Consider the following 25,947-nt stretch of genomic DNA (forward strand, 5'->3'; position numbering starts at 1 on the left):
CGGCCCGGCCGGGTGCGTCAGCCGGGCGGCACCGCGCCGTTCTTGGAGACGGGCACGGCGAGCTGCGAGGCGCCGGTGAGCCGCAGCTCCTCGGCGGGCAGGTTCGCCAGCACCGGGTTCAGGTGCTTCAGCGTCAGCGACACGATGGGGGTCGCCGGGCTGACGACGTCGAACTTCTCCAGGTCGACCCAGCGGACGAGGGCGAACACGTCCGCGGGGATCTGGTCGCCGCTCTTCTGCACCGGGACGCAGAGCTGACGGGCGGCGGCCACCTGCACGGTCCTGGGCGGGATCTGGTTGACCAGGACGGGGTTGAGCTGGGTGAGGTTCAGCGCCTTGTTCATCGACGGGTTCGGCGTGTGCGCGTAGCACAGCAGGTCGATGTGCGAGACGACGTTGAGGACGTCCGGCGGCGGGACGACGCCGTTCTTGCTGACCGGCACGCACAGCTGCTGGGGCGAGACCAGCGTGACGCTGAGGCCCGGCAGGCCCTGCAGGACGGGGTTGAGGTGGCGCAGCGACAGGGGCAGGCTGATCTGCGGGCCGGTCACCCGGTAGCAGGACAGGTCGACGTACCTGATGAAGTTGAGCACGGTCGCCGGCGGGATGACGTTGTTCTTGGCCACCGGCACGCAGAGCTGCTCACGCGGGCCGAGCGTGACCTGCACGGGCGGCTGGTTGGCGAGCACCGGGTTGATGTGCCGCAGCGACAGCGCGACGGCCGGCGGCTGGTACGTCGTGGTCTTGAAGCAGTCGAGGTCGAGGTTCGACACGAACTCCTTGGCCGTCGGCAGCGCCATGGCCCCGGCGGGGGTCGCGACGAGGAAGGCGGCGGCGAACACGGCCAGACCAGCGGATAAGAGACGTCTTACCGCGGTCATGGCGTGACGGTGGGGGGCGGGTCTTCCGTTCATCCATCCTCCTGGGCGGTGATGTGCCTTGACTGTGCGCCCCCGCGACCTGGCCGACAAGGTGGGTGGCCGCTGTTTGACAGGCGCCTGTCAGCAGGCCCCGCGGCGTTCATGTGATCTTCGGGTGGCGGCTCCGGGGGCGTCCCGTCCAGGGCGGGTGCGCGTCACCCGGCTGCGGTGGAGTGGCGCGCATGTACCGCAAAGCTCTCCCCGCTCTCATGGCGGTCGCGTCGCTGCTGGTCACGTCCCCGGCCACGGCGGCCACCGGGACCACGGCGTCCCCGGACACCGTGGACGTGGCCCCCGGCGTGACGCTGACGCAGCTCACGCTCGGCGCGAAGAACGACGACGACTTCTGGACCGTGCACGTCTACCTGCCCGCCACGATCGACGGCCCGCTGAACCGGGCGGCCACGGCGCTGGGCCCACGGGAGATCGCCGACCGGGTCGCCGCGACGCTGCGCGAGAAGGGTCTCGAGCCCCGCGTCGAGCAGGTGGACCTGCCCGCCTTCGCCGACCGGCCGGCGGGCGTGCTCGGCTGGGTCGTGCGCGTCGGCCGGTACGCGACCGCCGCCGACGCCGCCGCCGGCCTGGCCCGCATCAAGGCGGCCGGCCTGACCGGCGGCACCCGCTACACCGCCCAGGACGGTACCGACGCCGGGGCGCCGCAGCGCGTCCACGTGCTGCGCGTGGACTTCCGCCGCTTCCGCGGCACGGTGGACACCGACTTCGGCCCCACGCTGAGCGGCATGGAGACGCTGACCGACCTCATGGCCTCGACCGGCGCCGTGGCGGGCGTCAACGCCCAGTGGTTCCTCAACAGCTCGCCCACCGGCCTGTACGTCAAGGACGGCAGGCTGATCGGCAGCGCCACCCAGGGACGCGGCGGCATCAGGATCACGCAGGGCGGCCGCCGGCTGGAGGCCGACGCCTACACCGCCCACGTGACGCTGCGCGCGGGCCGCGACACCATCGAGATCGACGGCGTGAACCGCCTGCCCGGCGAGATCTGGAACTGCGGCGGCGTCGGCGGCGACCTGCCCACCGAGAAGCCTCAGCACGACTTCAAGTGCACCGACCCCAGCGAACTGGTGCGGTTCACCCCCGAGTGGGGCACCCCGCCGTCCGGCGCGGGCGCCGAGGTCGTTCTGGACGCCCGCGGCAGGGTGCTGGCGGTGAACGGCACGCGCGGCGCGGCCGTGCCGGCGGGCGGCTCGACCGTCCAGGCGATCGGCGACAGCGCCGACTGGCTGCTCGCGCACGCCGCCGTGGGGGCCAGGCTGACCGTCACCGAGCGGGTCGAGGACAGCCGGGGCCGCCGCGTCCCGCTCACCCCGGACACCACCATCCTGCAGGTCGGCCCGACGCTCGTCCGGGACGGGCGGGTGTCGGTCGACGCCGCCGCCGACGGCGTCATCCGCGACGGCGCCGACCAGACGTTCACCTACAACTGGACCGTCCGCGCCAACCCGCGCTCGATGGTCGGGCTGGACGACCGTGGCCGCCTGCTGCTGGTGGTCGTCGACGGCCGCCAGGACGGCTACAGCGAGGGCCTCGGCATCGCCCGGGCCGCCGAGCTGATGCGGGGCCTGGGCGCGGTGGAGGCCATGAACCTCGACGGCGGCGGCTCCAGCGTGATGGCGACGGCGCGGAGCGGCATCGTCAACCGTCCCTCCGACGCCACCGGGCAGCGCGCACTGGGCAACGTGCTGCTGGTCCGGCCGGGTCGGTGAGCGTCCGCCGGCCGGACAGGCCGTGGCCCGCCCCGTACTCCCCGGGGTGGGCCACGGCCGTTCTCACGACAGGGTGACGGTCCCGACCAGCACCCGGTGGTCGGAGCACAGGCCGCCCGGGTTGCCGGTGCACGTGGTCGCGGGGGCGAGCGAGTCGGCCGAGTAGGCGCCGCTGATCCGGTCGGCCCTGGCGAAGATCATGTCGAGCTTCGTCCCCGAGCCGCAGGGGCCCTTGCCGTCCGGCGTGCTGACGGTCAGCTCGCCGTAGCCGGGGCAGTTGCCCGTGTCGGCGTCGTCGAGCTCGTGGTAGCGGCCGGTGTTGCCGCGGTTGTTGGGGGTGTTCACGGTGGGGGAGTAGTAGCCGTTCAGGCGGGCGGCGTCGGGCGGGAGGTTGAAGTCGCCCGCGACGACCACGGTGTCACCGGCCGCGTGGTACGCCTCCAGCCTGGTCAGCACGGCGTCGAGCTGGGCGGCGCGGTAGGCGTCCACGTACGTGGTGTGCGTGACGCAGATCCGCAGGGCGGGGCGGGACTGCAGGGGGGCGCAGATCATCTTCCGCTGCTCGGTCTTGCCGTCGTCGGGCAGGGTGATCCGCTCGGCGGCCCCCAGTGGCTGCTTGCTGAACAGGGCGTTGCCGTACTCGCCGCCGCCGCACGGCTCGCCCGTCCGGGCGGGGTAGGTGGCGACGAACCGGGCGAAGTTGCCCTGGTCAGCGGGCCAGCCGGCCTCCCGCAGGCCGGTGACCAGCGCCTGGTACTGGCTCGCGCACAGCTCGTTGAACGAGACGAGGGTCGCGCCCCGCGCCACGATCGAGCCCACGGCGGCCCGGACCATGCCGTTGCCGGTCGAGCCGTGGTTCAGCGTGTTGCCGGCCGCGTTCCAGTGCCAGACGGTGACGGGCGTGGCGGCTCGGGCCGCGCCGGGCACGGCCGAGACGGCCAGAACCGACGAGACGATCACGGCGGCCAGGCGCCTGGGAAACCACACGGGCTCGCTCCCCGAAGTAGATGATCAGTGACGTACAGCGGACCAGAGCCGGGTCCGCCGCGTCAACGCCCCGCCGGCGTCAGCCGCGCTCGGGCCAGCCGGACTCCAGGAGGTCGAAGACGGCGTCGAGGGCGGCGCGCGGGTCGGGCTCGGCGCCGGCCAGCTCGGGGATCTCCAGCACGTAGCGGGCCAGCGCGCGCACGGTCATGTCGGCGGGATCGCGCCCGGTCTCGGCCGCGATCGCCTCGGCCAGCGGACCCTCGGCGGCGATCCAGAGCCGGCGCGAGTACTCCCGCAGGGCGGGCGTGCCCACGATCAGGTCGCGCTTGCGCCGCTGCTCGGGCGGCAGGTCGCCGGCGAACGGCCCCCGCTCGGCCAGGCAGCGCCGCAGGGCCGCCAGCACGCTCTGCCCGGCAGGCCGCTCGCGGACCGCAGCGGCCAGCCAGACGTGCCGCTCGTCGCCGTCGTCGAAGATCAGCGCGTCTTTGCCGTCGGGCACGTGCGCGAACAAGGTGGCGATGGAGACGTCGGCCTCGTCGGCGACCCGGGCGACGGTGACGCCGTCGTAGCCGTGCTCGGCGAACAGCCGCACCGCGGCCTCGGCCAGGGCCTTGCGGGTCTGCGCCTTCTTGCGTTCGCGGCGTCCTGTCGTCATGCTCGCATCGTAGCAAAAACTAGAATGATTCTGAATTCATAGCGACTACAGAAACGAGCTGCCGTGTCCTCCCACACCGCGCCCTGGGACGTCAGGCGCCTGCCGTCCGCCCGGGGCAGGCACTTCCTGGTCACCGGCGGCAACGCCGGCATCGGCTACTTCGTGGCCGAGCAGCTCGCCGGCACCGGCGCCACCGTGATCCTGGGCAGCCGCGACCCCGCCAGGGCGGAGACCGCCGCGCTCTCCATCCGCAGCCGGGTCCCCGGTGCTTGCGTCCGGCACGTGCCGCTCGACCTGGCCGATCTCGCCTCGGTCGAGGCCGTCGTCGCGGCGCTGCGGCTGCCGAGCCTGGACGCCGTCGTGTGCAACGCCGGCGTGCTGCTCGACCACCCGCCGCGGCGCGAGACGAAGGACGGCCACGAGCTGATGTTCGCCACCAACCATCTCGGCCACTTCGCGCTGGTCGCGCACCTGGCGCCGCTGCTGGCCGCCGCACCCGCCGCCCGAGTCGTGACCACCGGCAGCCTCACCGCCAGGTCCGAGACCCTGGACCTGGACGACCTGCAGAGCCTCGGCGACATCCGCCCCAAGCGGGTGTACGCGCGCTCGAAGCTGGCGCAGATGCTCTTCGGCTTCGAGCTGGACCGCCGCCTGCGCGCCGCGGGGGCCACCACGGCGAGCGTGGTCACCCACCCCGGCGGCGCGCTCGACTCCCTGACGCCCTCGCGGCCGGTCAGCCCGCGCACCGCCGGCGAGCGGCTGCGCGGCCTGCCCGCCGGGCTGCTGCTGCAGGGCAAGGAGGCCGCGGCGTGGCCGGCGGTGCGGGCCGTGCTGGATCCGTCCGTACGCGGGGGTGAGCTGTGGGGGCCCAAGGTGCTGGGGATGCGCGGCCTGCCGGCCCGCGAACCGGTACGCGGGCACATGGCCGACCCCGAGCTCGCGGCCCGCCTGTGGGCCGTGAGCACCGCCCTGACCGGGCTCGACCCCTTCGCGCCCGGCCGCACGCCTTCCGGGTGACCGGCGGGCCGTGGTGCTACGCTTCGACGATCGTGCCCGGACAAGGGCTCAACGACGGCTCAACACAGGCTCAACGCCCCGATCGCCATGCTCAGGGCAGTCCCACCCGTTCAAGGGCAAGGGCGGCCGGAGGAGATGCGATGACGGGCATCATGGACAAGGCCAGACCGGCTCTGGCCGGAGAGCTGGAGAGCCTGTGCGGCCGGTGGTCCGAGCGCACGGGGATCACCGTGGAGATCTGGGCGCTGCCCGCCGGTCCGGTGGCGGCGCCGTTGCGGCGGGCCGTGCTGGCGGTCGCGGAAGAGGCGCTGGGCAACGTCGAGGCCCACAGCGGCGCGAGCACCGCCTCGCTCGCCGTCACCGCCGGGGCCCAGGGCCTGCGCCTGACGATCAGCGACAACGGCCGCGGCTTCGCCGCCACGGCCCCGGGCGGCGGCGTCGGCCGGATGCGCGAGGCGTTCGCCGCGCTGGGCGGGCGCCTGTCGGTGCGCGGCGTGCCCGGTGAGGGCACGACCGTCAGCGGCACCGTCCCGGCCTAGGCCCGCTCGCCGGGGCTGACGAACTCGGGCTGGTCGAGCACGCGCAGCCAGCTCCCGTCGGGCTGGCGCCGCACGACCTGGGCGCGGGCGCCCGTGCCGTCCTTGGGCGGGGTCGAGGTGAGGGCGAGGTCGCCGCTGACCAGCGTCGGGAGCGGCTGCTCCGGCTCGAAGTGCGGGCGGCCGGCCAGCACCTTCTCCCACAACTCCTGGATGGCGGCCCGTCCGACGGTGCGGCTGCCGGGCGGGTAGGCCAGTACGGCGTCCTCCTCGTAGAGCGCGGCGACGCCGGCCGCGTCGCCGGCGTTGGAACGCTCGACGAACAGGCGGGTGATGTCCTCGGGCTGCATGGCCTTCTCGTATGCGGTCATGGTGCCAGCCTGCCGACTGTCGGGGCAGAAGTCCAACAGATGCTTGCTATAGCTATTAGAATCTACGGTTATGGAACTGAGGCAGCTGGAGTACTTCGTCGCGGTGGCCGAGGAGCGCAGCTTCACCCGTGCGGCCGAGCGGGTGCACATCAGCCAGTCGGGCGTCAGCGCCCAGATCCGGCAGCTCGAACGCGAGCTCGGGGCCGAGCTGTTCGACCGCTCGGCCCGGGTGGCCACGCTCACCGTCGCGGGCAAGGCGGCGCTCGAGCACGCCCGCGCCGCGCTGGCCGCCGCCGGCGCGGTGGGCCAGGCGGTGGGCGAGGTGACCGACCTCATCCGCGGCACGCTGACGGTCGGCATGGTGCTCGGCTGCACGGTCACACCCCTGTTCGACGCGCTGGCCGCCTTCCGCCGGGCGCATCCGGGCGTGGAGCTGTCCCTGCTGGAGGACAACTCCGACAAGCTGGTCGAGGGCGTCCGCGGCGGCGCGCTCGACCTGGCGCTCATCGGCGTCGCGAACGCCGTCCCCGAGGGCTTGGAGGCGTTGACGATCGTCAACGAGCGGCTGGTCGCGGCCGTCCCGCCGGAGCACCCGCTGGCCGGGCGGGGGCGGATCGCCCTGCGTGACCTGCGCGAGCACCCGATCGTGTGCATGCCGCGCGGCACGGGGCTGCGGGCCGTGTTCGACGAGGCGTGCGCGGCCCAGGGGCTGCGGCCGCCGATCGCGCTGCAGGCCGGCGCCGCCGACGCCATCGCCGGCCTGGCCGTCCGCGGCCTCGGGGTGGCGATCCTCAGCGAGTCGATGGCCGCGCTCCACCGCGACCGGCTCACCGCGCTGCCCATCGACGACGTGCGGACACCCGCGCTGCTCGCCCTGGTCTGGCGGGAGGGCGGCGGCCCGGCGGTGCGGGCGCTGCTGCCGCACGCCCGCCGCGCGTTCGCCGGCGGTCCCGATGGCCGTCAGCCTCCCCTTGACACGGCGGTCCGTCAAGGGGAGGCTGACAGCATGACGACACGCAGCAGGAGACCCCGGGAGATGACACCCGTCGAGCAGCTGGCGACGAGGTGTTCGTTCTGCGGCACGCCACACGAGGAGGCCAGGAAGGTCGTCGCCGGGCCCGGCGTCTACATCTGCGACGCCTGCGTCGACCTGAGCCAACAGATCGTCCACGCCGAGCTCCGCAAGCCGCCGGCCAGCGACGCCGGGCGCGTCCACTGGGGCCCCGCCCCGGACGACAAGTACGTGACCGGCATGTCCGACGACGACGTGCTGGCCTCCCTGCCCCGCCAGGCGCTCACCCTTGAGCAGGCCGAACGCGACCTGCGCGCCTGGGTGGCCATCCTGCGCGCCCGCAACGTGACGTGGGCCAGGATCGGCGAGGCCCTCGGCATCACCCGCCAGGCGGCGTGGGACCGGTTCGCCGCCGACGCCGAATCCCGATGACGGCCCCAAAACTGCAATCTACTTCAATTTTGCAGTAGAGTCCTGGCATGACCGAAGGGCTTCGCGAGCGCAAGAAGCGCAAGACCCGCCGGCACCTCTCCGACGTGGCGATCGGGCTGTTCGTCGACCGCGGCTTCGACCAGGTCACGATCGCCGAGATCGCCGCGGCGGCGGAGGTGTCGGTGAACACGCTCTACAACTACTTCACCGCCAAGGAAGATCTCGTGCTGCCGCCCGAGGAGGCCTCGCCGCAGCGGCTCGCCGACATCGTGCGTGAGCGCGCGCCGGGCGTGTCGGCGGTGCGGGCGGTGCTGACCCGCCTGCGCGAGGAGGTGCGCGGACGCGAGCGCAGCCTGGGGCTGACGGCCGGGTTCGGCCAGGTGCTGGAGATGATGCTGGCCGCTCCCACGCTGCGGGCGCGCCTGGAGGAGCTGGGCCGGCAGATGACCGACGCGCTCGCCGACGCGCTGGCCGCGGAGACGGGGGCCGAGCCGGGCGATCCGCTGCCGCGGGCCGTCGCCTGGCAGATCGGCTGCCTGCACTCGCTGGTCTACGCCGAGGTCGGCAGGCGGGTGGCCGCCGGGGAGGGGCCCGACGCCATCGCCGAGGCCGTGCTGGAGCTGCTGGACGTGACCGAGGGGCTGCTCGGCGAGCCGTTGCTGATCTATGCCGTACGGGAGGGCTGAGCGTTGTTCCGGGTGACCATCCGCGGGAAGTTCGACGGCATCGACGAGGAGGGACGGGCCGCGGTGCTGGCGGCGCACGACACGGCATTCACCGAGGCGGGCACGTTCACCCACGACGGGACCGTGTCGGCGTTCACCTTCCGCTGCCAGGTGCCCGCCGGGCCGGACGACGGGGAGCACGACGCCACCGGGCGGGCGGTCGCGGCGCTGGAGGCGTACGGGGTGCCGTACCAGGTGCTGCAGGTCGCGGTGACCGACATGCGGGACATCAGGATCCGCAGGAAGGGTCGTCGCTGATCCCATATCTGGGATATGGTCCCGGATATGGGACACGACCTGGACGAGCGGCTGGCCGGTCGGCTCGCCGAGTTGCGGGTCGAGCGCGACTGGTCGCTCGACGAGCTGGCGCGGCGGGCCGGGATCAGCCGTTCGACGTTGTCCCGGCTGGAGCGCGGTGAGATCAGCCCCACCGCCGCCCTGCTCAACAAGCTCTGCGCGGTCTACGGGCGCACGATGTCGCGCCTGCTGGCCGAGGTGGAGCCGGAGCCGGCGCAGGTGGTGCGGGCGGCGTCCCAGGCGGTGTGGCGGGACGAGAGCTCGGGCTTCGAGCGACGTTCGGTCTCGCCGCCGCATCCCGGGCTGCGCGGCGAGGTCGTCGAGGGGCGGCTGCGGCCGGGCGCGGACATCGCCTACGACGAGCCGCCGGTCCCCGGGCTCGAACAGCACGTCTGGGTGCTGGAGGGCGTCGTGGAGATCACCACGGACGGCCGCGCCCACCGGCTTGAGGCGGGCGACTGCCTGCGGTTCCGCCTGTGGGGGCGGTCGCGGTTCCGCTGCCCGGGGCCCTCGCCCGCCCGTTACGCCCTGCTCGTCGTCCTGCCCTGAGCGCAGCCCGGACAGAAGGAGCCCTCTGGTGCACACCGTCACCCGCATGTCCGCGCAGGAGTTCGCGGGCAGCGTCGAGGAGCTGGCCGTGCTGCTGGCCGACGCCGTCGACGGCGGCGCCTCGGTCGGCTTCCTCAAGCCGTTCGGCCCGGCCGAGGCGGCGGCCTGGTGGCGGGAGCAGGCGGCGGCGGTGGCCGAGGGCGGCATGGTGGTGTGGGGCTGCCGTGACGCCGACGGCTTCCTGGCCGGCACGGTCAGCCTGGTGCCGGCCCGCAAGCCGAATTCGTGGCACCGGGCCGAGCTGGTCAAGCTCCTGGTGCACCGTCAGGCGCGCGGGCGCGGCCTGTCCCGCCTCCTGCTGGCCGCCGCCGAGGACGGCGCCGTCGCGGCCGGGGCCGGCCTGCTGGTGCTGGACACCGAGACCGGCAGCGCCGCCGAGCACGTCTACCTCACCGGCGGCTGGACCCGCTACGGCGTCGTGCCCGGCTACGCCGGCGCCCCCGACGGAACGCTGCTCGACTGCAGCTTCTTCTACAAGCGCCTCACGGTCGAGCCCCCGGCGGGCGGCTCGCGGCGGGGGCCCGCCTAGAATGGGCTTCGGATCTTCATCGGGGGGTTGACGTGCCGTCCTGGGCAGAGCAGGCGATCTTCTGGCACGTCTACCCGCTGGGCTTCCTGGGCGCCGAGCGCGCCGCCGTGCCGCGGGTCACCCACCGGCTCGCGGGCCTGACGCCGTGGCTCGACCACGCCGCCGCGCTGGGCGCCGACGGGCTGCAGCTCGGCCCGATCTTCGCCGCCGAGACCCACGGCTACGACACCCTCGACCACTTCCGCGTCGATCCGCGCCTGGGCGACGACGGCGACTTCGACGCGCTGGTGTCGGCCGCCCACGAGCGCGGGCTGCGGGTGCTCCTCGACGGCGTCTTCAACCACGTGGGCCAGGGTTTCCCGCGCTTCCAGCAGGCGCTGCGCGAGGGGCCGGGCTCGGCGGCCGCGCGCTGGTTCCGGCTGCGCTGGCCCGCCGGCGGCGGCGCGCCCGCGCACGACGACTTCGAGGGGCACCAGTCGCTCGTCGCGCTCGATCACGCCGAACCGGCCGTCGCCGAGCACGTCGCGGCGGTGATGGCCCACTGGCTCGACCGCGGCGCCGACGGCTGGCGGCTGGACGCCGCCTACGCCGTGCCGCCGGAGTTCTGGGCGCGGGTGCTGCCCGAGGTGCGCCGCGGGCGGCCCGAGGCCTACGTGGTGGGGGAGGTCATCCACGGCGACTACGCCGCGTTCGTGGCCGAGACCGGCGTGGACGCGGTCACCCAGTACGAGCTGTGGAAGGCGATCTGGAGCTCGCTCAACGACCGCAACGCCTTCGAGCTGGCCTGGGCGCTCAAGCGCCACACCGCCTTCGCCGAGTCCTTCGTGCCGATGACGTTCGTCGGCAACCACGACGTCACCCGCCTGGCCAGCCGTCTTGCCGACGAGCGCCACCTGCCGCACGCCCTGGCCGTGCTGATGACGGTCGCCGGCACGCCCTCGCTGTACGCCGGCGACGAGTACGCCCTGCGCGGCGTCAAGGAGGAGCGCGAGGGCGGCGACGACGCCGTGCGCCCGGCCTTCCCCGCCTCCCCGCTGGAGATGCCGCCGGCCGGCCTGCCGGTCCTCGACCTGCACCGGCGGCTCGTCGCAGTGCGCCGCCGCCACCGGTGGCTGCCCCGCGCCCACACCACCGACCTGGTCCTGTCCAACCAGCTCTACGCCTACGAGAGCCGCTCCGGCGGCGACGCGCTGGCCGTCGCGCTGAGTACCTCCGACGAGCCGTCGCAGGTCACGCTGCCCTTCTCCGGGAGCCTGGCCGCCGGCGACAGCGTCCTGGACGGCTCGCTGCTGACCCTGCCCCCGCACGGCTGGGCCGTGGTCGAACCCTGAACAGGGCGACCTACCTGTAATCACTACGAACAGTAGCGTTCTGGCAACGTTCCGCTACGACTTCTTCGGGCATCAATATCGCGACAAAGCCGACGCGGTCGCCCATAGGGCGAAGCAGCCTGCCGAAGCGGGCCCCGTCGTGCGTCCCCCGCGAGAGGAATGCCTTCTCATGCCCATGACCCGGCTCCCCCCTGTCCTGTGCGCCGCCGCGCTGGCGGCCGCCACCCTGACGGCCCCCGCGCTGGCGGCCGGCCCCAGCACGGACGCCGCCGCCTGCATCCGCAACCTGGCCAAGAACCACACCTACAAGGACGGCTCCCGCACCTACACCACCGACGGCGCCGGACGGCCCGCCCAGGCCCTGGCCCCCCGGCTGGCCAGGAAGGCGGCCGCGCGCAGCGGGTGCGAGGCCACGGTCGGCAACTGGGGCGGCAGCGGCGATTGGCAGGGCGGCCATCTCATCGCCTCCTCCTTCTCCGGCGCCAGCCTGCGCTACAACCTCGTCCCGATGCGCGGCAGGCAGATCAACCAGGGCCTGATGCTCCGCGTCGAGAACGGCGCCCGCGCCTGCCTGGAGGCCAAGGGCGGCGCGGTGGCCGACTACCGCGTCCAGGTGCACTACCCCGACGGCACGACGGTGATCCCCGACCGCATCCACGTCTCCATGGCGGCGACGATCTCCGGGGTGTCCCGGCGGGTCACGGTGACCTTCCCGAACACCACCCTGTCGGCCCGCGAGCTGGACTCCTGGCACACGAAGATCGCCAACGCGTTCCGGACGGCGCACTGCATGAGCGCCTCTGACAAGGCGTAGCCACCGGCGTTGTGGGAACCCTGCATGCGGGACGGGCCCGTTCTGGTGTGGGATCGTCCTCATGACGAACGCAGGAAGACAGCGGCGGTTCCCCACCGGCGACCTGGCCAGGATCGCGGTGTTCGCCGCGCTGATCGCGGTGCTGGGCGCGCCGGGCGCGGTCAACGTTTTCGGCAACGCGGTGCCGATCACTCTCCAGACGCTCGGCGTCATGCTGGCCGGGGCCATTCTCGGCAGCCGGCGGGGGGCGCTGGCGGTGGTCGTGCTGCTGGTGCTGGTCGCGGCCGGGCTGCCGCTGCTGGCGGGCGGGCGCGGCGGGCTCGGCGTGTTCACCGCAGCCTCCGCCGGGTTCCTGCTCGGCTGGGTTCCCGGCGCCGCGGTCACCGGGCTGCTGGTGGAGCGGGCGGGCCGGACGCCGAGCGTCCTGCGGCTGCTGGTGGCGTGCGCGGTGGGCGGGATCGGGGTGGTCTACCTGGTCGGCGTGCCGGTGCAGGCGCTGGTCACCGGGCTGCCGCTGACCAAGGCACTGGCCCTCAGCGCCGTGTTCCTGCCGGGCGACGCGCTCAAGGCGGTGGTGGCCGCGCTGGTGGCCAGGGGCACGCAGCGCGCCTATCCCGACGCCGTTCCGGCCGTCCACCGCGAACGGGTGCGCTGATGCCGGTCGCCGAGCACGTCCTGCGGCACGCCGCCGACAGCCCGTCCCGGGTCGCGCTGCGCGGTCCGGGCGGCTCGCTGACCTACGGTGAGCTGGCCGGACGCGTTCAGGGCGGCGCGCGGCATCTTCGCGGGCGCGGCGAGCTGGCCGCCATCGCCCTGCATGACCCGGTCGAGCTGCTGACCGCCGTGCTGGCGGCCGATCTGGCGGACGTGACGCCGCTGGTGGGCGACCCGGCCTGGAGCCCGGAGCGGTGGGCGCGGGTGGCCGGGGCGGCCGGCGCCGACCTGCGGGTCGACGAGCCGCTGCGGTCCGCGCCGGGCGCCCCGCTCGTGCCCGAGCCCCGTCCCGGCGACCGGGCGTGGGCGTGCTTCACCTCGGGCAGCACGGGCCGGCCGCGCGCGGTCGCGCGCACCCGCGCGTCCTGGACGCGTTCCTTCCCGCACCTGACCGAGCTGACCGGCATCGGCCCGGCCGACGTCGTCCTGGTGCCCGGCCCGCTGGTCTCCTCCCTGTACGCCTTCGCCGCCGTGCACACGCTGGCCGTCGGCGCGACCACGGTGGTGCCGGGCGGGCGGCCCACGGCGGCGTCGCTGCGCGCGGCGACCGCGATCCACCTGGTGCCCCACCGGCTGCCCGAGGTGCTGGAGCAGGCTCCCGGCCTGCGTACGGCCGTCGTCGGCGGCGCGGCACTGAGCGGGCGGGCGCGGGAGCTGGCCGGGCGGGCGGGGGTGCGGGTGATGTCCTACTACGGCGCGACCGAGCTGTCGTTCGTGGCCTTCGACGCCGACGGGGGCGGGCTGCGCGCCTTCCCGGAGGTCGAGATCGAGGTCAGGGCCGAGCCGGGGCGCACACTGGGCGAGGTGTGGGCGCGCTCGCCGTGGCTGGCCGAAGGCTATCTGGGCGGGGCGAGGGGTCCGCTGCGCCGCGACGGCGCGGGCTGGATGACGGTCGGCGACCTGGCCGAGCCGTACCGGGCCGGGCAGGTGCTGCGGGTGCGCGGGCGCGGCGACGGCGCGATCCAGACCGGCGGCGCGACCGTCGTGCCCGAGGACGTCGAGGCGGTGCTGCGGAACGTGCCGGGTGTGGGGGACATCGTGGTGATCGGCTCGCCGCACCCGTCGCTCGGCTCGGTGGTGACCGCGGTGGTCGAGGGCGCCTCGCCGCCGCCGCGCGCGCTGCTGGAGGCCGTCGCGCGCAGCGGGCTGGACGTGGCGCAGCGGCCCCGCCGCTGGTACGCCGTCCCCGCCCTGCCGCGTACCGGGTCGGGCAAGCCGGCGCGCGGCCTGGTGGCCGACCGGCTGGCCGGCGGCGACCCCGAGCTGCGGCGGCTGGTCTGACGTGGGCGGGCGACCCGTCATCGTGGCGGCCCGCCGTACGCCCATCGGCACGGCCGGGCACGCCTTCAAGGACGTGACCGTCGACCGGCTGGCCGCCCCCGTGATCGAGGCGGTGGCCGCCGAGGCCGGCCGGCCGGTGGACGACGTGGTGCTCGGCAACTGCATGGGCCCCGGCGGCAACGTGGCCCGGGTCGCGGCGCTGGCCGCCGGGCTCGGCCACGGCGTGCCCGGCCTGACCGTCGACCGGCAGTGCGGCAGCGGGCTGGCCGCGATCCTGGTGGCCGGGCAGGCGGTGGCGTCGGGGGAGATGGACCTGGTGATCGCCGGGGGAGCCGAGAGCGCCTCGACCGCGCCGCTGCGCACGCCGCGGGGCGCGGACCGCCCCTACGACCGGGCGCCCTTCGCCCCCGAGGGCCATCCCGACCCCGACATGGGCCCGGCCGCCGAGGCCCTGGCCGGCGCGTACGGCATCAGCCGCGACCGCCAGGACGACTACGCCCGCCTCAGCCACGCCAAGGCGCTGGCCGCCCGCGCGGCGGGCGCCTTCGACCAGGAGGTCGTGCCGGTCGGCGGCCGGGCGGAGGACCAGCGTCCCAGGGCGCTGCGGGCGGCCTCGCTGGCCCGGTTGCCCGCGGCGTTCGTGCCGGGCGGTACAGTGACCGCCGGTAATTCCTCCCCGGTCAGCGACGGCGCGGCCGCCGTGGCGCTGGCGCCCGAGCGGGCCGGCCTGCCGGGGTTGCGGCTGTTGGCCGGGTCCGTCGTCGGGTGCGATCCGGCGCTGCCCGGGTGGGGGCCGGTGCCCGCGGTCCGCCGGGTGCTGGCACGTGCGGGGGTGGACATGGGACGGGTGGCCGCGGTGGAGATCGTGGAGGCGTTCGCGGCGCAGGTGCTGGCCGTCACCGACGCGCTCGGCCTCGACCCGCTGGACGCCGACCGTGAGCGGGTGTGCGCCGGCGGCGGCGCGCTGGCGCTCGGCCATCCGTGGGGCGCGACCGGCGCGGTGGTGGTGACCAGGCTCTTCTCCAGGCTGGTGCGGGCCGGGGCGCCCGCGGGCACGCTGGGGCTGGCGGCCGCGGCGGTGGGCGGCGGGCTGGGCGTGGCCGCGCTGTTCGAGGTGGTCGCGTGATCGAGTTCGCCGACGTGCACGTCCGGCTGGGCGCCCGCGACGTGCTGCGCGGCGTCACCGCGAGCCTGGCCGAGCGCCGGGTGGGCGTGGTCGGCGCGAACGGCTCGGGCAAGAGCACGCTGGCCCGGCTGATCAACGGCCTGGCGCTGCCCACCTCGGGCGAGGTCACCGTGCTCGGCCTGGACACCCGGCGTCAGGCCGCGCGGATCAGGCGGCGGGTGGGGTTCCTGTTCACCGACCCCGACGCGCAGATCGTCATGCCGACCGTGGCCGAGGACGTCGCCTTCTCCCTGCGCCGCAAGGGCCTGCCGCGCGAGGAGGTCGAGCGCCGGGTGCACGACGTGCTGGCCCGGCACGGCCTGGGCGGGCACGCCGACCATCCGGCCCACCACCTGTCCGGCGGCCAGAAGCAGTTGCTGGCGCTGTGCGCGGTCATGGTGCTCGAACCCGACATCCTGGTCATGGACGAGCCCACGACGCTGCTCGACCTGCGCCATTCGCGGCAGGTGGCCGAGTTGTTGCGGGAGATGCCGCAACAGGTGGTGGCGGTGACGCACGACCTGCCGCTGCTGGCCGGGTTCGACCGGGTGCTGGTGCTGGACGAGGGCCGGGTGGTCGCCGACGGCACGCCGGCCGAGGCGATCGGCCACTACACCAAGCTGATGGCGTGAACGGGCTCACCGGGGCGTACGTGCCGGGCGGCTCGTGGCTGCACCGGCTGCCGGCCGGGGTCAAGCTGGCGGGGCTGGCGGTGTCATGCACGGCGCTGGTGCTGGTGCGGCCGCCGGTGGCGCTGGCGGGGGCGGCGGTCGTGGTGGCGGCGCTGTACGCGTCGGCGCGGGTGGGGGGACGCGCGGCGTGGGCGCAGGTCCGGCCGGTGCGCTGGTTCGCGGTCATGCTGTTCGTGCTGCAACTGGTGTTCGCGGACCTGGACGCGGCGGTGTCCTCGACGTTGCGGGTGGTGCTGGCCGTGGCGCTGGCGGGGCTGGTGACGCTGACCACGCGGACGGCGGACATGCTGGCGGCGCTGGAGCGCGTCCTGTCGCCGGTCAGGTTCGTGGGGCTGGACCCGTTCCGGCTGTCGTTGCTGCTCTCGCTCACCGTGCGCAGCGTGCCGGTGGTGGCGTCGCTGGCGGTGCGGATCAGGGAGGCGCAGCGGGCGCGAGGGGTCGAGCGCAGCGTGCGGGCCTTCGCGGTGCCGCTGGTGGTGGGGGCTCTGCGGCACGCGGACGCGCTGGGCGAGGCGCTGTCGGCCCGCGGGCTCGACGACTGACCCGCACAACATCACAAAGCGGACATAAGGCAGTTACAACTTACACCTCCACTTTTGGTCAAATATAGCCTTCTTGCGTAAATAAACGACAAAACGGACGTCGATCGTTCGTTGCGCAAGGAGTCCTTCCCCCGTGCTGCCCACAAGAGCGCTGCTCGCCGCCTGCCTGCTGGTCCCCCTTCCCGCCGTCCTGCAGGGGACGGCGCACGCGGCCGCATACTGCTCGATTCCCGACACGCCCGCCCTCACCGCCCAGGAGTCGGGGCCGCGTGAGGGCTACCTGGCCGGATCGGGCAGCGACGCCTTCGTGGACTGGGTCTACCCCAGCCCGCGCCCGGCGGCCAAGGAGCCGACGGCGGCCCAGCGCCGCGACTACGCCGGCTTCCCCAACCTCACCGCGATCGACGTGGTCCGGCCCGACGGCACGCCCGGCCAGAAGCTGATCGCCACCTGGTCCACCAACGTGGACGCGGTCATGGCCCAGACCAGCGGCATGGCCGTCTCCGACGACGGCGGCCTGACCTTCGGCCCGGCCCGCACCACCCCGCTGCGCGAGGCGCCGGTGCAGTTGCACGACGGCCGCCTGTTCGGCACCGCCTACTACCTGGCGAAGGTCGACGCCCACACCAACGAGCTGGACGTGCACACCTCCACCGACCTCGGCCAGACCTGGGACACCGCCAAGGCCACCTTCACCAGCCCGGACGAGCTGGTCGGCGGCGGCGTGGCGCACGGCGTGCCGATCCAGCTGGCCGACGGGACGGTCCTGGTGACCGTCTACGCCCGCTACACCGCCACCGGCGGGAAGAACCAGGCCGAGTTGTACGCCAGCGCCGACGGCGGCCGGACCTTCGCCCGCCGCGGCGTCATCGCCCGTCCGGCCGGCGAGGCGACGTACAACGAGACGGCCGTCGAGCAGACCGCCGACGGCAGCCTGCTGGCGGTCATGCGCAAGGACGGCGGCACCTACTCCACGCTGGCCTGGAGCCGCTCGACCGACGAGGGCCGCACCTGGTCGGCGGTGCGCGACCTGCAGCTGTCCGGCCAGAGCTGCACGGTGCGCGGCGTGGCCCCGCGCCTGCTGCTCATGCCCAACGGCGTGCTGGTGCTCAGCGCGGGCCGCCCGGACGACTGGCTGGCGATCTCCCCCGACGGCCGCGGCGACTCCTGGACGCAGCAGCGCGTGACTTACCACAACCGCGACGGCGTCTACGACACGCACGGCTCGTCCGGCTACACCGCGCTGGCCGCCGTAGGCGCCAACCGGCTGGTCCAGCTCTTCGACAACTGCAAGCTGCCCGGCGTCAAGGCCGACGGCACGCTGAACGAGACCGCCTGCCCGGCGAGCGGCAGGTTCGAGAACGGCGGCTGGTACGCCGTCAAGCGCCGCCACCTGGACGTCCTGGCCCCCGGCGCGGGCCGGATCGACCTGGCCGCCAAGCAGCGTGCCGGCGAGCTGACCGTCGAGACGAACATGACCTGGGCCGACGCCCGGCGGCCGCGGGTGCGCCCCGACGGCGCCTTCGACGGCAGCACCGCGTACTGGTCCGGCGCCGTCTCCGGGCCCGGCGAATACGTCCTGCACCTGGACCGCGAGCAGACCTTCAACCGGATCGGCCTCAGCCTGCGCCCCGGGCACCCGGCCTCGGCCAGTGTCTACGTCTCCAAGGACGGCGCCGACTGGGGCCGTCCGGTGGCCACGGTCACCGGGCGCACCGACTACGCGCTGCGCCACCAGCCGGTGAACGCCACCGGCCGGCATGTCAAGATCGTCGTCGAGGCCACGCCGGGCTGCGACGCCGAGATCGGCCCGAGCTGCGCGATGCTCAACGAGGTCGAGCTCTACTCCACGACCGACACCTTCGACAACGACCCGATCTGGCTGCGCCCGCGCGGCTACCAGAGCCTGTCGGCGGCGTGGGTGTCGCCGTACGAGGTGGGCGCCGACCGGGCGCTGACCCTGTCCGACAGGTCCACCACCCTCATGGCCAAGGCCGCCCGCAGCACGACCGCGAGCGCGCGCAAGACCCTGGAGTTCCGCTACAAGCCGGTCAGCGTGACCAACTCCTTCCTGTTCACGGTGACCAGCGGGACGACGTCGGCCTACCACCTGAGCATCAGCAGGGCAGGCGCGGTCAGCCGCTACGACGCCGCGACCAGGAAGTGGACGACCCTGGCCCCTGCCGGGACGGTCGGCGAGGGCTGGACCAGGATCCGCCTGGAGGCCACCACCTCGGCCGCCACCCTGTACGCCGGTGACCGGCAGATCGCCACGCTGCCCCGTACGGCCGCCGTGACCTCGATGGACGGCTACGCCTTCAGCAGCGCGGGCACCGCTCCGACCGGCGACGAGGCGCTGTTCGACGATGTGCGGTTCGAGGACCGCTGACCTCGCGTGGCGGCGCGGGAGCGTGCCCGCGCCGCCACCTTGGCCTGCCTTGCGCCGCCTCGACGGGCCGTGCCTATGATCGCGCCATGCCTCCCCTGACACTTCCCCGCCAGCACGCCCGTACGGCCCGCTTCACCTACGGCGTCCCGCGGAACTTCACGATCTCCCCGGACGGCGCGCGGGTGATCTTCCTGCGGTCGTCCTCGGGCGAGGACCCGGTGCACCGGCTGTGGTCGTTCACCGTGGCCACGGGGGAGGAGCGCCTGCTGGCCGAGCCGGGCGCGCCCGTGCCCGGCGCGCGGATGCCGGAGGCCGAGCGCGCCCGCCGGGAGCGCACCCGCGAGCATGCCTCCGGCATCGTCGCCTACGCCACCGACGCGGCCGTCACCAAGGCCGTCTACGCGGTCGACGGCGCGCTGCACACCGTCGACCTGCTGACCGGCGAGGTGACCCCGCTCGGCCTGACCGGCTCGGACCCGCGACTTGACCCCACCGGCGAGCACGTCGCGTTCGTCTCCGGCGGGGCGCTGCACGTCGGCGAGCGGCCGCTGCTGGTTCCCGACGGCACCGACGTGACGTGGGGGCTGCCCGAGCACGTGGCGGGCGAGTCGATGGGCCGTCACCGCGGCTACTGGTGGGCGCCCGACGGCACCCGCCTGCTGGCCGCCCGGGTGGACAACGCGGCGGTGCAGAAGTGGTGCCTGGCCGAGCCGGCCGACCCCGGCCGGCCGCCGCGGACCGTGGCCTACCCGCCGGCCGGCACGGCCAACGCCGACGTGTCGTTGTGGCTGGTCACGCTGGAGGGCCGGCGCACCCGCGTGGTGTGGGACCGGGCGGCCTTCGAGTACGTGGCGGCGGTGTCGTGGACCGGCCAGGGCCTGCTGGTGCTGGTGCAGAGCCGCGACCAGCGCACCACCCGCGTCCTGGAGGTCGATCCGGCCACCGGGGCGACCACGCCGGTGCGTGAGGACACCGACGACGCCTGGCTGGAGCTGGTGCCCGGCGTGCCGTCGCGCACGGCCGCGGGCGAGCTGGTCTGGACGGTCGACCGCGACGACACCCGCCGCCTGATGGTGGGCCAGGACGTGGTGACCCCGCCCGGCCTGCAGGTGCTGGCGGTGCTGGCCGTCGACGGCGACACCGTGCTCCTGCAGTGCTGCGAGGAGCCCACCGAACGGCACCTGTGCACCTGGTCCAGGGCCGAGGGCCTGGTCAGGGTGACAGCCGAGCCCGGCGTGCACACCGGCACGCGGGCCGGCGGGGCGACGGTCGTGGTGCGCCGCTCCCTTGAGGAGCACGGGGTGCGGGTGGCCGTGGGCGGCCGGGTGATCGCCTCCCACGGCGCGGTCCCGGTGCTGCGGCCGCGGGTGGAGCTGGTGGCGCTGGGCAAGCGCGACCTGCGTACGGCGATCCTGTTCCCGTCCGGGCACGTGCCGGGGTCGGGGCGGTTGCCGGTGTTGTTGTCGCCGTACGCCGGGCCGATGGCGGCACGGGTGCTGCGCGGCCTGGACGGCTTCGCCATCGAGCAGTGGTTCGCCGACCAGGGCTTCGCCGTGCTGGTGACCGACGGCCGGGGCACGCCGGGCCGGGGGCCGGCCTGGGAGCGCGCGGTCCGGTTCGACAAGCTGAGCGCCGCGCTGGAGGACCAGGCCGACGCGCTGCAGGCCGCCGCCGCCCGCCACCCCGACCTGGATCTGGGTCGGGTGGCGATCCGCGGCTGGTCCTACGGCGGTTACCTGTCGGCGGCGGCGGTGCTGCGTCATCCCGACGTCTTCCACGTGGCCGTCGCGGGCGCCCCGGTGACCGATCCCCGCCTGTACGACACCCATTGGCAGGAGCGCTACCTGGGCCACCCCGACGAGCATCCCGAGGCCTACGACCGCTGCTCGCTGCCGGCCGACGCGCCCAGCCTCTCCCGTCCGCTGATGCTGGTGCACGGCCTGGCCGACGACAACGTCTTCGCCGCCCACACGCTGCGCCTGTCGGCGGCGCTGCTGGCCGCGGGCCGTCCGCACACGGTGCTGCCGCTGAGCGGCGTGACGCACATGGCCCCTCAGGAGGACGTGGCCGAGAACCTGCTGCTGCTGGAGCTGGACTTCATCCGCCACCACCTATCCCAGGTTTGACTTATATAAGTCGATCCTGAAACACTGAGGTCGTGCACGCGTTCGACGTCCTCGGGGATCCGGTCCGCCGCCGGATCCTGGAGCTGCTGGCCGGCGGCGAGCAGAGCTCCGGCGAGGTCACCGCAGTCATCCAGCGAGAGTTCGGCGTCTCACAGCCGGCGGTCTCCCAGCACCTGAAGGTGCTGCGCGACAACGGGTTCGCCAGCGTGCGGGCCGAGGGCACGCGACGGCTCTACGCCGTGGAGCCCGCGCCGCTGCGGGAGGTCGACCTCTGGCTCGACCGTTTCCGCGGCTTCTGGGAGCAGCGCCTCGACGCGCTGGCCACCGAGCTGGCGCGGGGCAGAAGAAAGAAGCACGATGGACAGCCTTGACGAGATATCCCGGATCAGGCGCGAGCTGAAGGACGGCGAGCGCAAGACCGTGACACTGACCCGCCACTACGACGCGGAGGTGGAGGACGTCTGGGACGCCTGCACCGACGGTGAGCGCATAGCCCGCTGGTTCATGCCGGTCTCCGGCGATCTGCGGCTGGGGGGCACGTACCAGCTGGAGGGCAACGCGGGCGGGGAGATCCTCGCCTGCGAGCCGCCCTCCTACCTCAGGGTGAGCTGGTTGTTCGGGCCCGACCCCGGCTTCTCCGAGGTCGAGGTGCGCCTGTCGGCCGAGGGCGGGGGCACCCTGTTCGAGCTGAGCCACACCGCCGAGGTGCCGCCGGAGATGTGGGGCAGGTTCGGGCCCGGGGCGGTCGGCGTGGGCTGGGACCTCGGGCTTCTGGGCCTGGGGCTGCACCTTTCCGGGCTGCCCCTGCCCGACCAGACCGGCTTCGAGCTGACCGGCGACGGCCGCCGCTACATCACGGCCAGCAGCCGGGCGTGGGGCACGGCCTTCGAGGAGGCCGGGGCGCCGCCCGAGGCCGCCGCCGCCGCGGTCGCCGCCACCACCGCCTTCTACCTACCGACGGAGGACCAGTCATGACCCAGAAGACCACGACGTTCCTGATGTTCCAGAACCGCGACGCCGAGGAGGCGATGAACTTCTACGTGTCGCTGTTCGAGGACTCCAAGGTGGTGGCCGTCTCCCATTACGGCCCGGAGGGGCCGGGGCCCGAGGGCACCGTCATGCACGCCACGTTCACCCTGGCCGGCCAGGAGTACATGTGCATCGACAGCAGCGAGCGGCACGCGTTCGGCTTCACCCCCTCGATGTCGATCTGGGTCGCGTGCGACACCGAGGAGGAGATCGACCGGCTCTACGCGGCGCTGGTGGAGGGCGGCCAGCCGCTGATGCCGATCGGCTCCTACGGCTTCAGCACCAGGTTCGGCTGGGTCAACGACCGGTTCGGCGTCTCCTGGCAGCTCAACCTGGCCTGAGGGCCGTTCCCGGCGGAGGTCAGACCAGGCTCTGGCCTCCGTCGACGGTGAGCACGGTGCCGGTCGCGAAGTTGTTGGCCATGAGGAACAGCGCGGCCGAGGCCGCCTCCTGCGCGGTGCCGAACCGGCCGAGCGGCGTGTTCCGGCCGGCCGCGGCGACCGCCTCCGCCCCGTCGAGGCCGAGGCTGCCGCGCGAGAGCGGGGTGTCCACGACGCCGTACCTGACGGCGTTGACGCGCAGCCGCATCGGGGCGAGCTCGACGGCCAGGGTCCTGGTGAGCCCTTCGACGGCGCCGAGGATCGCGATGGCGGCGGCCGCTCCGGGGACGGGCCGCTGGAGGTAGAGGCCGGAGCTGAAGGTGACCGAGCCGCCGGGGGGCATGAGGCGGGCGGCGGCGCGGGCGGCGGCGTAGGCGCCCCAGAACCGGCCGTCCACGGCCTGGCGGAGCCGGTCGACGGGGGTGTCCAGGAACGGGCCGCCGGCCAGGCCGCCCGCGGTGACCAGCAGGTGGTCGACGGGGCCGCCGGCCTCGTCCAGCACGCGCTCCAGCACGCGCTCCAGGTCGCGCTCGTCGGTGCCGTCACCGGCGATGCCCGTCACGGTGGCGCCGGGGGTGCGCACCTGCTCCACGGCCGCGGCCAGGCGGTCGCGGTCGCGGGCCACCAGCGTCACGCGCGCCCCGGCGGAGGCCAGCAGCGCGCCGGCCGCGAGCCCGATGCCGGAGCTGCCGCCGACGACCACGACGGTACGGCCGGCCAGCGCGGCGGGCAGGGGCAGGCTCACCGGGACGGGGGCAAGGGTGTTCACGCTCATGATCGGTCTCCTCAGAAATAAACCAGACAGTTGGTTTACGAGAAACCCTGGCGCGCTTCCGCCAAAATGTCAACCGGATGGTTTAATTGCCGCCATGAGCTACGACGCGGAGGCGACCAGGCGGCGCATCCTGACGGCCGCCACGGCCGAGTACGCCGAGCACGGCCTGGCCGGCGCCAGGATCGACCGCATCGCGACCGCCGCCCAGGCCAACAAGCAGGCCATCTACCTCTACTTCGGCGGCAAGGAGAAGCTGTTCGGCACGGTGGTGCGCAACAAGCTCGACGAGATCTGCCACGCGGTGAGCCTCGACCCGCGCACCCTTCCCGAGGCCGTCGGCGTGCTGTTCGACTGGTACCAGGAGCATCCGGAGCTGGTCCGGTTGCTGATGTGGGAGGCGCTGGAGGTCGGCGAGGCGCCGGTCGAGGGGGAGCCCGAGCGCAGGGAGTCCTACGTCGAGCACGTCGAGGGCCTGACGGCGGCCGGCATGCGCGACCGCGCGACGGCCCAGGACTGGCTGTTCACCGTGCTGGGTCTGGTGGCGTGGAACTTCGCCGCCCCGCAGATGCGCCGGCTCATCCTCGACGAGCCCGACGCGGGCCGGGCGCTGGCCCGTCGCCGTGCGGCGGTCGTGGCGGCGGCGCGGGCGCTGGCGGCGGCGCACGTCCCGGCCGACGCCGTCTGAGGGCTGTGGCGAGTAGGGTGAGTAAGTGTTCACCCACCCTCTCGCGAAGGGCACGACATGAGGCTCGTCATCTTCGGGGCGACCGGCCGCACGGGGCTGGAGCTCGTCCGGCAGGCGCTCGACCTGGGCCACGAGGTCACCGCCGTCGTCCGCGACCCCGCCCGGTTGCCGGCCGGGCTGCGCGACCGCGTCGAGACCGTGACCGCCGATCTGGCCGACTCCCAGGCCGTCGCCCCGGCGATCAAGGGCAGGGACGCCGTCCTGATCGCGCTCGGCCCGCGCGGGCGCGGCCCGACGACCGTGCACACGACCGGCATGCGCTCGATCCTCCAGGCGATGGCGCGGGTCTCGGCCCGGCGGGTGCTGCTGGTGAGCGCCGCGGGCATGGTCGCCGACGCGGGCGACGGCCTGTTCACCCGGTACGTGCTCAAGCCCCTCATCCTGCGGCCGCTGCTGAAGAACTCCTACACCGACCTGGCCGAGTCCGAGCGCCTGCTGCGCGCCTCGGGCCTGGAGTGGACGATCGTGCGCCCCTCCCGCCTGCTCGACGGCGGGCCCACCGGCCGTTACCGCACGGCCGTGGACCTCAACCTGCGCGGCGGGCGCTCCACCACCCGCGCCGACCTGGCCGACTGCATGCTGAAGCTGGCCGGCGACCCCGCCTCCGCGGGGCACGTCGTCTCGGTGGCCGGCTAGGAGTCCTCTGAAGATGTTGTTCGGGTGATGGGAAACAGGCAGAAGGCCAGGCGTTCGATGCTCTGCGACCAGGAGATCGGACGGCTGGTCACCCTGCGGTGAAGCCTCAGCCGGTGGCGGGCTGCAGTGTCCAGGCGCCCTGGACAGGGTCGAGCCCGAGGTTGATCAAGCGGCGCAGGTTCAACGCGGCTGCTCGCAGGTGGACCCAGAGATCGTTGCGTAGCACCCCACGGTGACGGAGCTTGCGGGCGCCGCCATTCGCGCCGATCAGCCAGGCGATGGAGCGTTCAACCATGGGACGGTGCCGCCGATAGACGGCTCTCAAATCGGGGTCGCCGGCCCACGCCTGACGGGCCTGGCGTAACAACGCATCATGCGGATGCAGATGCAGGCTGCGGCCGTCCTTGCTGGTGGTGCAGCGTTGCCGGAGCGGGCAGGAACGGCAGGCGGCCCCGAAGGTCACCGACCGTGTCGCGGTGATATGCCGTATCACTCCGGCCGGGCAGGTGACGGTGGCCGCGGCTTCCTCGACGTGGAAGTCGTCGATGGTGAAGCCGCCGGCCACGGCCGGGCGCAAGGGCGCGGGCTTGATGATGACGGTGTGCCCGGCCTCAGCCAGCGCGGCGCGGGCCTCGCCGGTGCCGTAAGCCGTATCGCCCAGCACCTCGAACGTCGCAGTGCCGGCGGGTGGCTGGACAGGCGGCTGGGCCAGCAGATCCACACCCACCACGGCCTCGTGATTGTCCTGCCCGGTGGCCATGGTCAGCCGGACACCGGTGAACAGGCCGGTATCGGGTTCGACCACGACATGGGCCTTGTAGCCATCCTGCCGCTGATGCACGGTCTTGTGCACGTGCCGGGTCTCGGCATCAACGATGGAGATGACCCGGTCCGAGGCGACCTTGCGGGCGATCTGCCAGCGCCCGTCGGTGCCGTCGCAGCCCTCGGCCGGCTCGACGTCTTGCCCGGCCACCAGCGCCAGCAGCGCCAGCGCCTGCCCGGCCGCCTCCTCCAGCTCACCCGCCAGCGCGGCTGCCTCGAACGCGGCCACCACCGTGAGCGCGTCGCTCACCAGAGCGGACACCAGATCCTGCCGCGCCTTGGCGTCATCCCAGGCGATCGCGGGCTTGCCCGCATCGGCGTAGTCGGCAGCCCGGCAGCGTTCAGCGATCACCTGGGCGGCGCCAGGCACCTGCCGGCTTGCCCGCCGCACCGCCGCGATCAACTGCGTGATGGTGTCCTGGGTGGCCACCGCATCGTCCAGCACTGCCGAGTCCAGCACTCGCCGCATCCTGCCCCGCAGCGCCCCGCTGGCCTCGGCCACCCGGCCGATCCGGGCGAAAATCCGGTTCGGATCGCCGGACCTGCGCAGCCGCTGCCGGAAATACACCAGCAGCGAGGGGTCGAAGCCACGATCGTGCAGGCCCAACCCGCAGGCGGCCTTCCAGCGCAGGTCACAGCGCAGCGCCAGCGCGGCCTCGCCATCTGAACCGCACCGACTTTCTTGGAGGCCC

Annotated in this window: 27 protein-coding genes and 1 pseudogene; 22 read left to right on the forward strand and 6 right to left on the reverse strand. The window is 74.0% G+C overall.

The features are described from left to right. Window positions 1-17 precede the first annotated feature (17 nt). Entirely contained in the window at window positions 18-881 is an 864-nt protein-coding gene (locus tag ACNF49_RS32215; protein ID WP_357978986.1) for a hypothetical protein, read from the reverse strand. A gap of 221 nt (window positions 882-1,102) precedes the next feature. Here ACNF49_RS32215 and ACNF49_RS32220 point away from each other — a divergent pair, with 221 nt between their 5' ends. Next, the gene (locus ACNF49_RS32220) at window positions 1,103-2,644 is read left to right on the forward strand and encodes a phosphodiester glycosidase family protein (protein WP_482939925.1); all 1,542 of its coding nucleotides are present in this window, start codon (window positions 1,103-1,105) and stop codon (window positions 2,642-2,644) included. Between the two features lie 63 nt (window positions 2,645-2,707). On the opposite strand, the gene ACNF49_RS32225 is transcribed toward ACNF49_RS32220, so the two are convergent. Beyond that, window positions 2,708-3,631, reverse strand: a complete 924-nt coding sequence (locus ACNF49_RS32225; RefSeq protein WP_482939926.1) for an endonuclease/exonuclease/phosphatase family protein — start codon at window positions 3,629-3,631, stop codon at window positions 2,708-2,710. A gap of 79 nt (window positions 3,632-3,710) precedes the next feature. Beyond that, a complete protein-coding gene (locus ACNF49_RS32230; RefSeq protein ID WP_357978980.1) occupies window positions 3,711-4,286 on the reverse strand; it encodes a TetR/AcrR family transcriptional regulator in 576 nt (191 codons plus the stop codon). 63 nt (window positions 4,287-4,349) lie between these two features. Between ACNF49_RS32230 and ACNF49_RS32235 the strand changes: the two genes are divergently transcribed. Together ACNF49_RS32235 and ACNF49_RS32240 are read left to right on the forward strand one after the other, a co-directional pair. Beyond that, on the forward strand, window positions 4,350-5,303 hold the full coding sequence (locus ACNF49_RS32235) for an SDR family NAD(P)-dependent oxidoreductase (protein ID WP_482939927.1): 954 nt from the start codon (window positions 4,350-4,352) through the stop codon (window positions 5,301-5,303). 140 nt (window positions 5,304-5,443) lie between these two features. Further along, the gene (locus tag ACNF49_RS32240; protein ID WP_357978976.1) at window positions 5,444-5,842 is read left to right on the forward strand and encodes a sensor histidine kinase; all 399 of its coding nucleotides are present in this window, start codon (window positions 5,444-5,446) and stop codon (window positions 5,840-5,842) included. On the opposite strand, the gene ACNF49_RS32245 is transcribed toward ACNF49_RS32240, so the two are convergent. Then, complete coding sequence (locus ACNF49_RS32245) at window positions 5,839-6,210, reverse strand: YybH family protein (protein ID WP_482939928.1); 372 nt, start codon at window positions 6,208-6,210, stop codon at window positions 5,839-5,841. The two genes, ACNF49_RS32240 and ACNF49_RS32245, sit on opposite strands and share 4 nt — an antisense overlap. A gap of 70 nt (window positions 6,211-6,280) precedes the next feature. Here ACNF49_RS32245 and ACNF49_RS32250 point away from each other — a divergent pair, with 70 nt between their 5' ends. The 17 genes from ACNF49_RS32250 (at window position 6,281) to ACNF49_RS32330 (ending at window position 22,238) form a co-directional block, all read left to right on the forward strand. Next, on the forward strand, window positions 6,281-7,654 hold the full coding sequence (locus ACNF49_RS32250) for a LysR family transcriptional regulator (protein WP_482939929.1): 1,374 nt from the start codon (window positions 6,281-6,283) through the stop codon (window positions 7,652-7,654). Between the two features lie 47 nt (window positions 7,655-7,701). Next, a complete protein-coding gene (locus tag ACNF49_RS32255) occupies window positions 7,702-8,340 on the forward strand; it encodes a TetR/AcrR family transcriptional regulator (protein WP_482939930.1) in 639 nt (212 codons plus the stop codon). Window positions 8,341-8,352: 12 nt separating this feature from the next. Then, the gene (locus ACNF49_RS32260; RefSeq protein ID WP_357978968.1) at window positions 8,353-8,637 is read left to right on the forward strand and encodes a DUF6204 family protein; all 285 of its coding nucleotides are present in this window, start codon (window positions 8,353-8,355) and stop codon (window positions 8,635-8,637) included. Window positions 8,638-8,664: 27 nt separating this feature from the next. Further along, window positions 8,665-9,225: a helix-turn-helix domain-containing protein gene (locus ACNF49_RS32265; RefSeq protein WP_482939931.1), complete on the forward strand. Its 561-nt coding sequence runs from the start codon at window positions 8,665-8,667 to the stop codon at window positions 9,223-9,225. Between the two features lie 28 nt (window positions 9,226-9,253). Beyond that, the gene (locus tag ACNF49_RS32270; RefSeq protein ID WP_482939932.1) at window positions 9,254-9,814 is read left to right on the forward strand and encodes a GNAT family N-acetyltransferase; all 561 of its coding nucleotides are present in this window, start codon (window positions 9,254-9,256) and stop codon (window positions 9,812-9,814) included. A gap of 32 nt (window positions 9,815-9,846) precedes the next feature. After that, the gene (locus ACNF49_RS32275) at window positions 9,847-11,145 is read left to right on the forward strand and encodes an alpha-amylase family protein (RefSeq protein ID WP_482939933.1); all 1,299 of its coding nucleotides are present in this window, start codon (window positions 9,847-9,849) and stop codon (window positions 11,143-11,145) included. Window positions 11,146-11,320: 175 nt separating this feature from the next. Continuing rightward, on the forward strand, window positions 11,321-11,959 hold the full coding sequence (locus ACNF49_RS32280; RefSeq protein ID WP_357978960.1) for a DNA/RNA non-specific endonuclease: 639 nt from the start codon (window positions 11,321-11,323) through the stop codon (window positions 11,957-11,959). A 61-nt stretch (window positions 11,960-12,020) separates the two neighbouring features. Beyond that, window positions 12,021-12,614, forward strand: coding sequence for a biotin transporter BioY (locus tag ACNF49_RS32285; protein WP_357978958.1), 594 nt, complete (start codon window positions 12,021-12,023; stop codon window positions 12,612-12,614). Next, on the forward strand, window positions 12,614-13,954 hold the full coding sequence (locus tag ACNF49_RS32290; RefSeq protein WP_482939934.1) for a class I adenylate-forming enzyme family protein: 1,341 nt from the start codon (window positions 12,614-12,616) through the stop codon (window positions 13,952-13,954). The genes ACNF49_RS32285 and ACNF49_RS32290 overlap by 1 nt, the downstream gene beginning before the upstream one ends. Window position 13,955: 1 nt before the next feature. Next, entirely contained in the window at window positions 13,956-15,080 is a 1,125-nt protein-coding gene (locus ACNF49_RS32295) for a thiolase family protein (RefSeq protein WP_498703272.1), read from the forward strand. Further along, complete coding sequence (locus tag ACNF49_RS32300) at window positions 15,077-15,751, forward strand: energy-coupling factor ABC transporter ATP-binding protein (RefSeq protein WP_357978952.1); 675 nt, start codon at window positions 15,077-15,079, stop codon at window positions 15,749-15,751. Before ACNF49_RS32295 ends, ACNF49_RS32300 begins: the two co-directional genes overlap by 4 nt. Further along, window positions 15,748-16,353: an energy-coupling factor transporter transmembrane component T family protein gene (locus ACNF49_RS32305; protein WP_357978950.1), complete on the forward strand. Its 606-nt coding sequence runs from the start codon at window positions 15,748-15,750 to the stop codon at window positions 16,351-16,353. Before ACNF49_RS32300 ends, ACNF49_RS32305 begins: the two co-directional genes overlap by 4 nt. A 133-nt stretch (window positions 16,354-16,486) precedes the next feature. Next, window positions 16,487-18,742 (forward strand): exo-alpha-sialidase, encoded by a 2,256-nt coding sequence (locus ACNF49_RS32310; protein ID WP_482939936.1) that lies wholly within the window; start codon window positions 16,487-16,489, stop codon window positions 18,740-18,742. Window positions 18,743-18,828: 86 nt separating this feature from the next. Further along, entirely contained in the window at window positions 18,829-20,868 is a 2,040-nt protein-coding gene (locus ACNF49_RS32315; protein ID WP_482939937.1) for a prolyl oligopeptidase family serine peptidase, read from the forward strand. A 32-nt stretch (window positions 20,869-20,900) separates the two neighbouring features. Beyond that, window positions 20,901-21,239 (forward strand): ArsR/SmtB family transcription factor, encoded by a 339-nt coding sequence (locus ACNF49_RS32320; protein WP_352356418.1) that lies wholly within the window; start codon window positions 20,901-20,903, stop codon window positions 21,237-21,239. Next, window positions 21,226-21,843, forward strand: coding sequence for an SRPBCC family protein (locus ACNF49_RS32325; protein ID WP_482939938.1), 618 nt, complete (start codon window positions 21,226-21,228; stop codon window positions 21,841-21,843). Before ACNF49_RS32320 ends, ACNF49_RS32325 begins: the two co-directional genes overlap by 14 nt. After that, window positions 21,840-22,238, forward strand: a complete 399-nt coding sequence (locus ACNF49_RS32330) for a VOC family protein (protein WP_482939939.1) — start codon at window positions 21,840-21,842, stop codon at window positions 22,236-22,238. Before ACNF49_RS32325 ends, ACNF49_RS32330 begins: the two co-directional genes overlap by 4 nt. Before the next feature lie 19 nt (window positions 22,239-22,257). On the opposite strand, the gene ACNF49_RS32335 is transcribed toward ACNF49_RS32330, so the two are convergent. Continuing rightward, window positions 22,258-23,052, reverse strand: coding sequence for an SDR family oxidoreductase (locus ACNF49_RS32335; protein ID WP_482939940.1), 795 nt, complete (start codon window positions 23,050-23,052; stop codon window positions 22,258-22,260). 94 nt (window positions 23,053-23,146) lie between these two features. Here ACNF49_RS32335 and ACNF49_RS32340 point away from each other — a divergent pair, with 94 nt between their 5' ends. Then, a complete protein-coding gene (locus tag ACNF49_RS32340) occupies window positions 23,147-23,737 on the forward strand; it encodes a TetR/AcrR family transcriptional regulator (RefSeq protein WP_482939941.1) in 591 nt (196 codons plus the stop codon). A 57-nt stretch (window positions 23,738-23,794) separates the two neighbouring features. After that, on the forward strand, window positions 23,795-24,433 hold the full coding sequence (locus ACNF49_RS32345; protein WP_357978935.1) for an NAD(P)-dependent oxidoreductase: 639 nt from the start codon (window positions 23,795-23,797) through the stop codon (window positions 24,431-24,433). Between the two features lie 106 nt (window positions 24,434-24,539). Here ACNF49_RS32345 and ACNF49_RS32350 read toward each other — a convergent pair. Beyond that, a pseudogene (locus ACNF49_RS32350) lies at window positions 24,540-25,922 on the reverse strand (transposase); the annotation flags it as partial. Window positions 25,923-25,947 lie beyond the last annotated feature (25 nt).

The organism is Actinomadura sp. ATCC 39365, assembly GCF_054392275.1.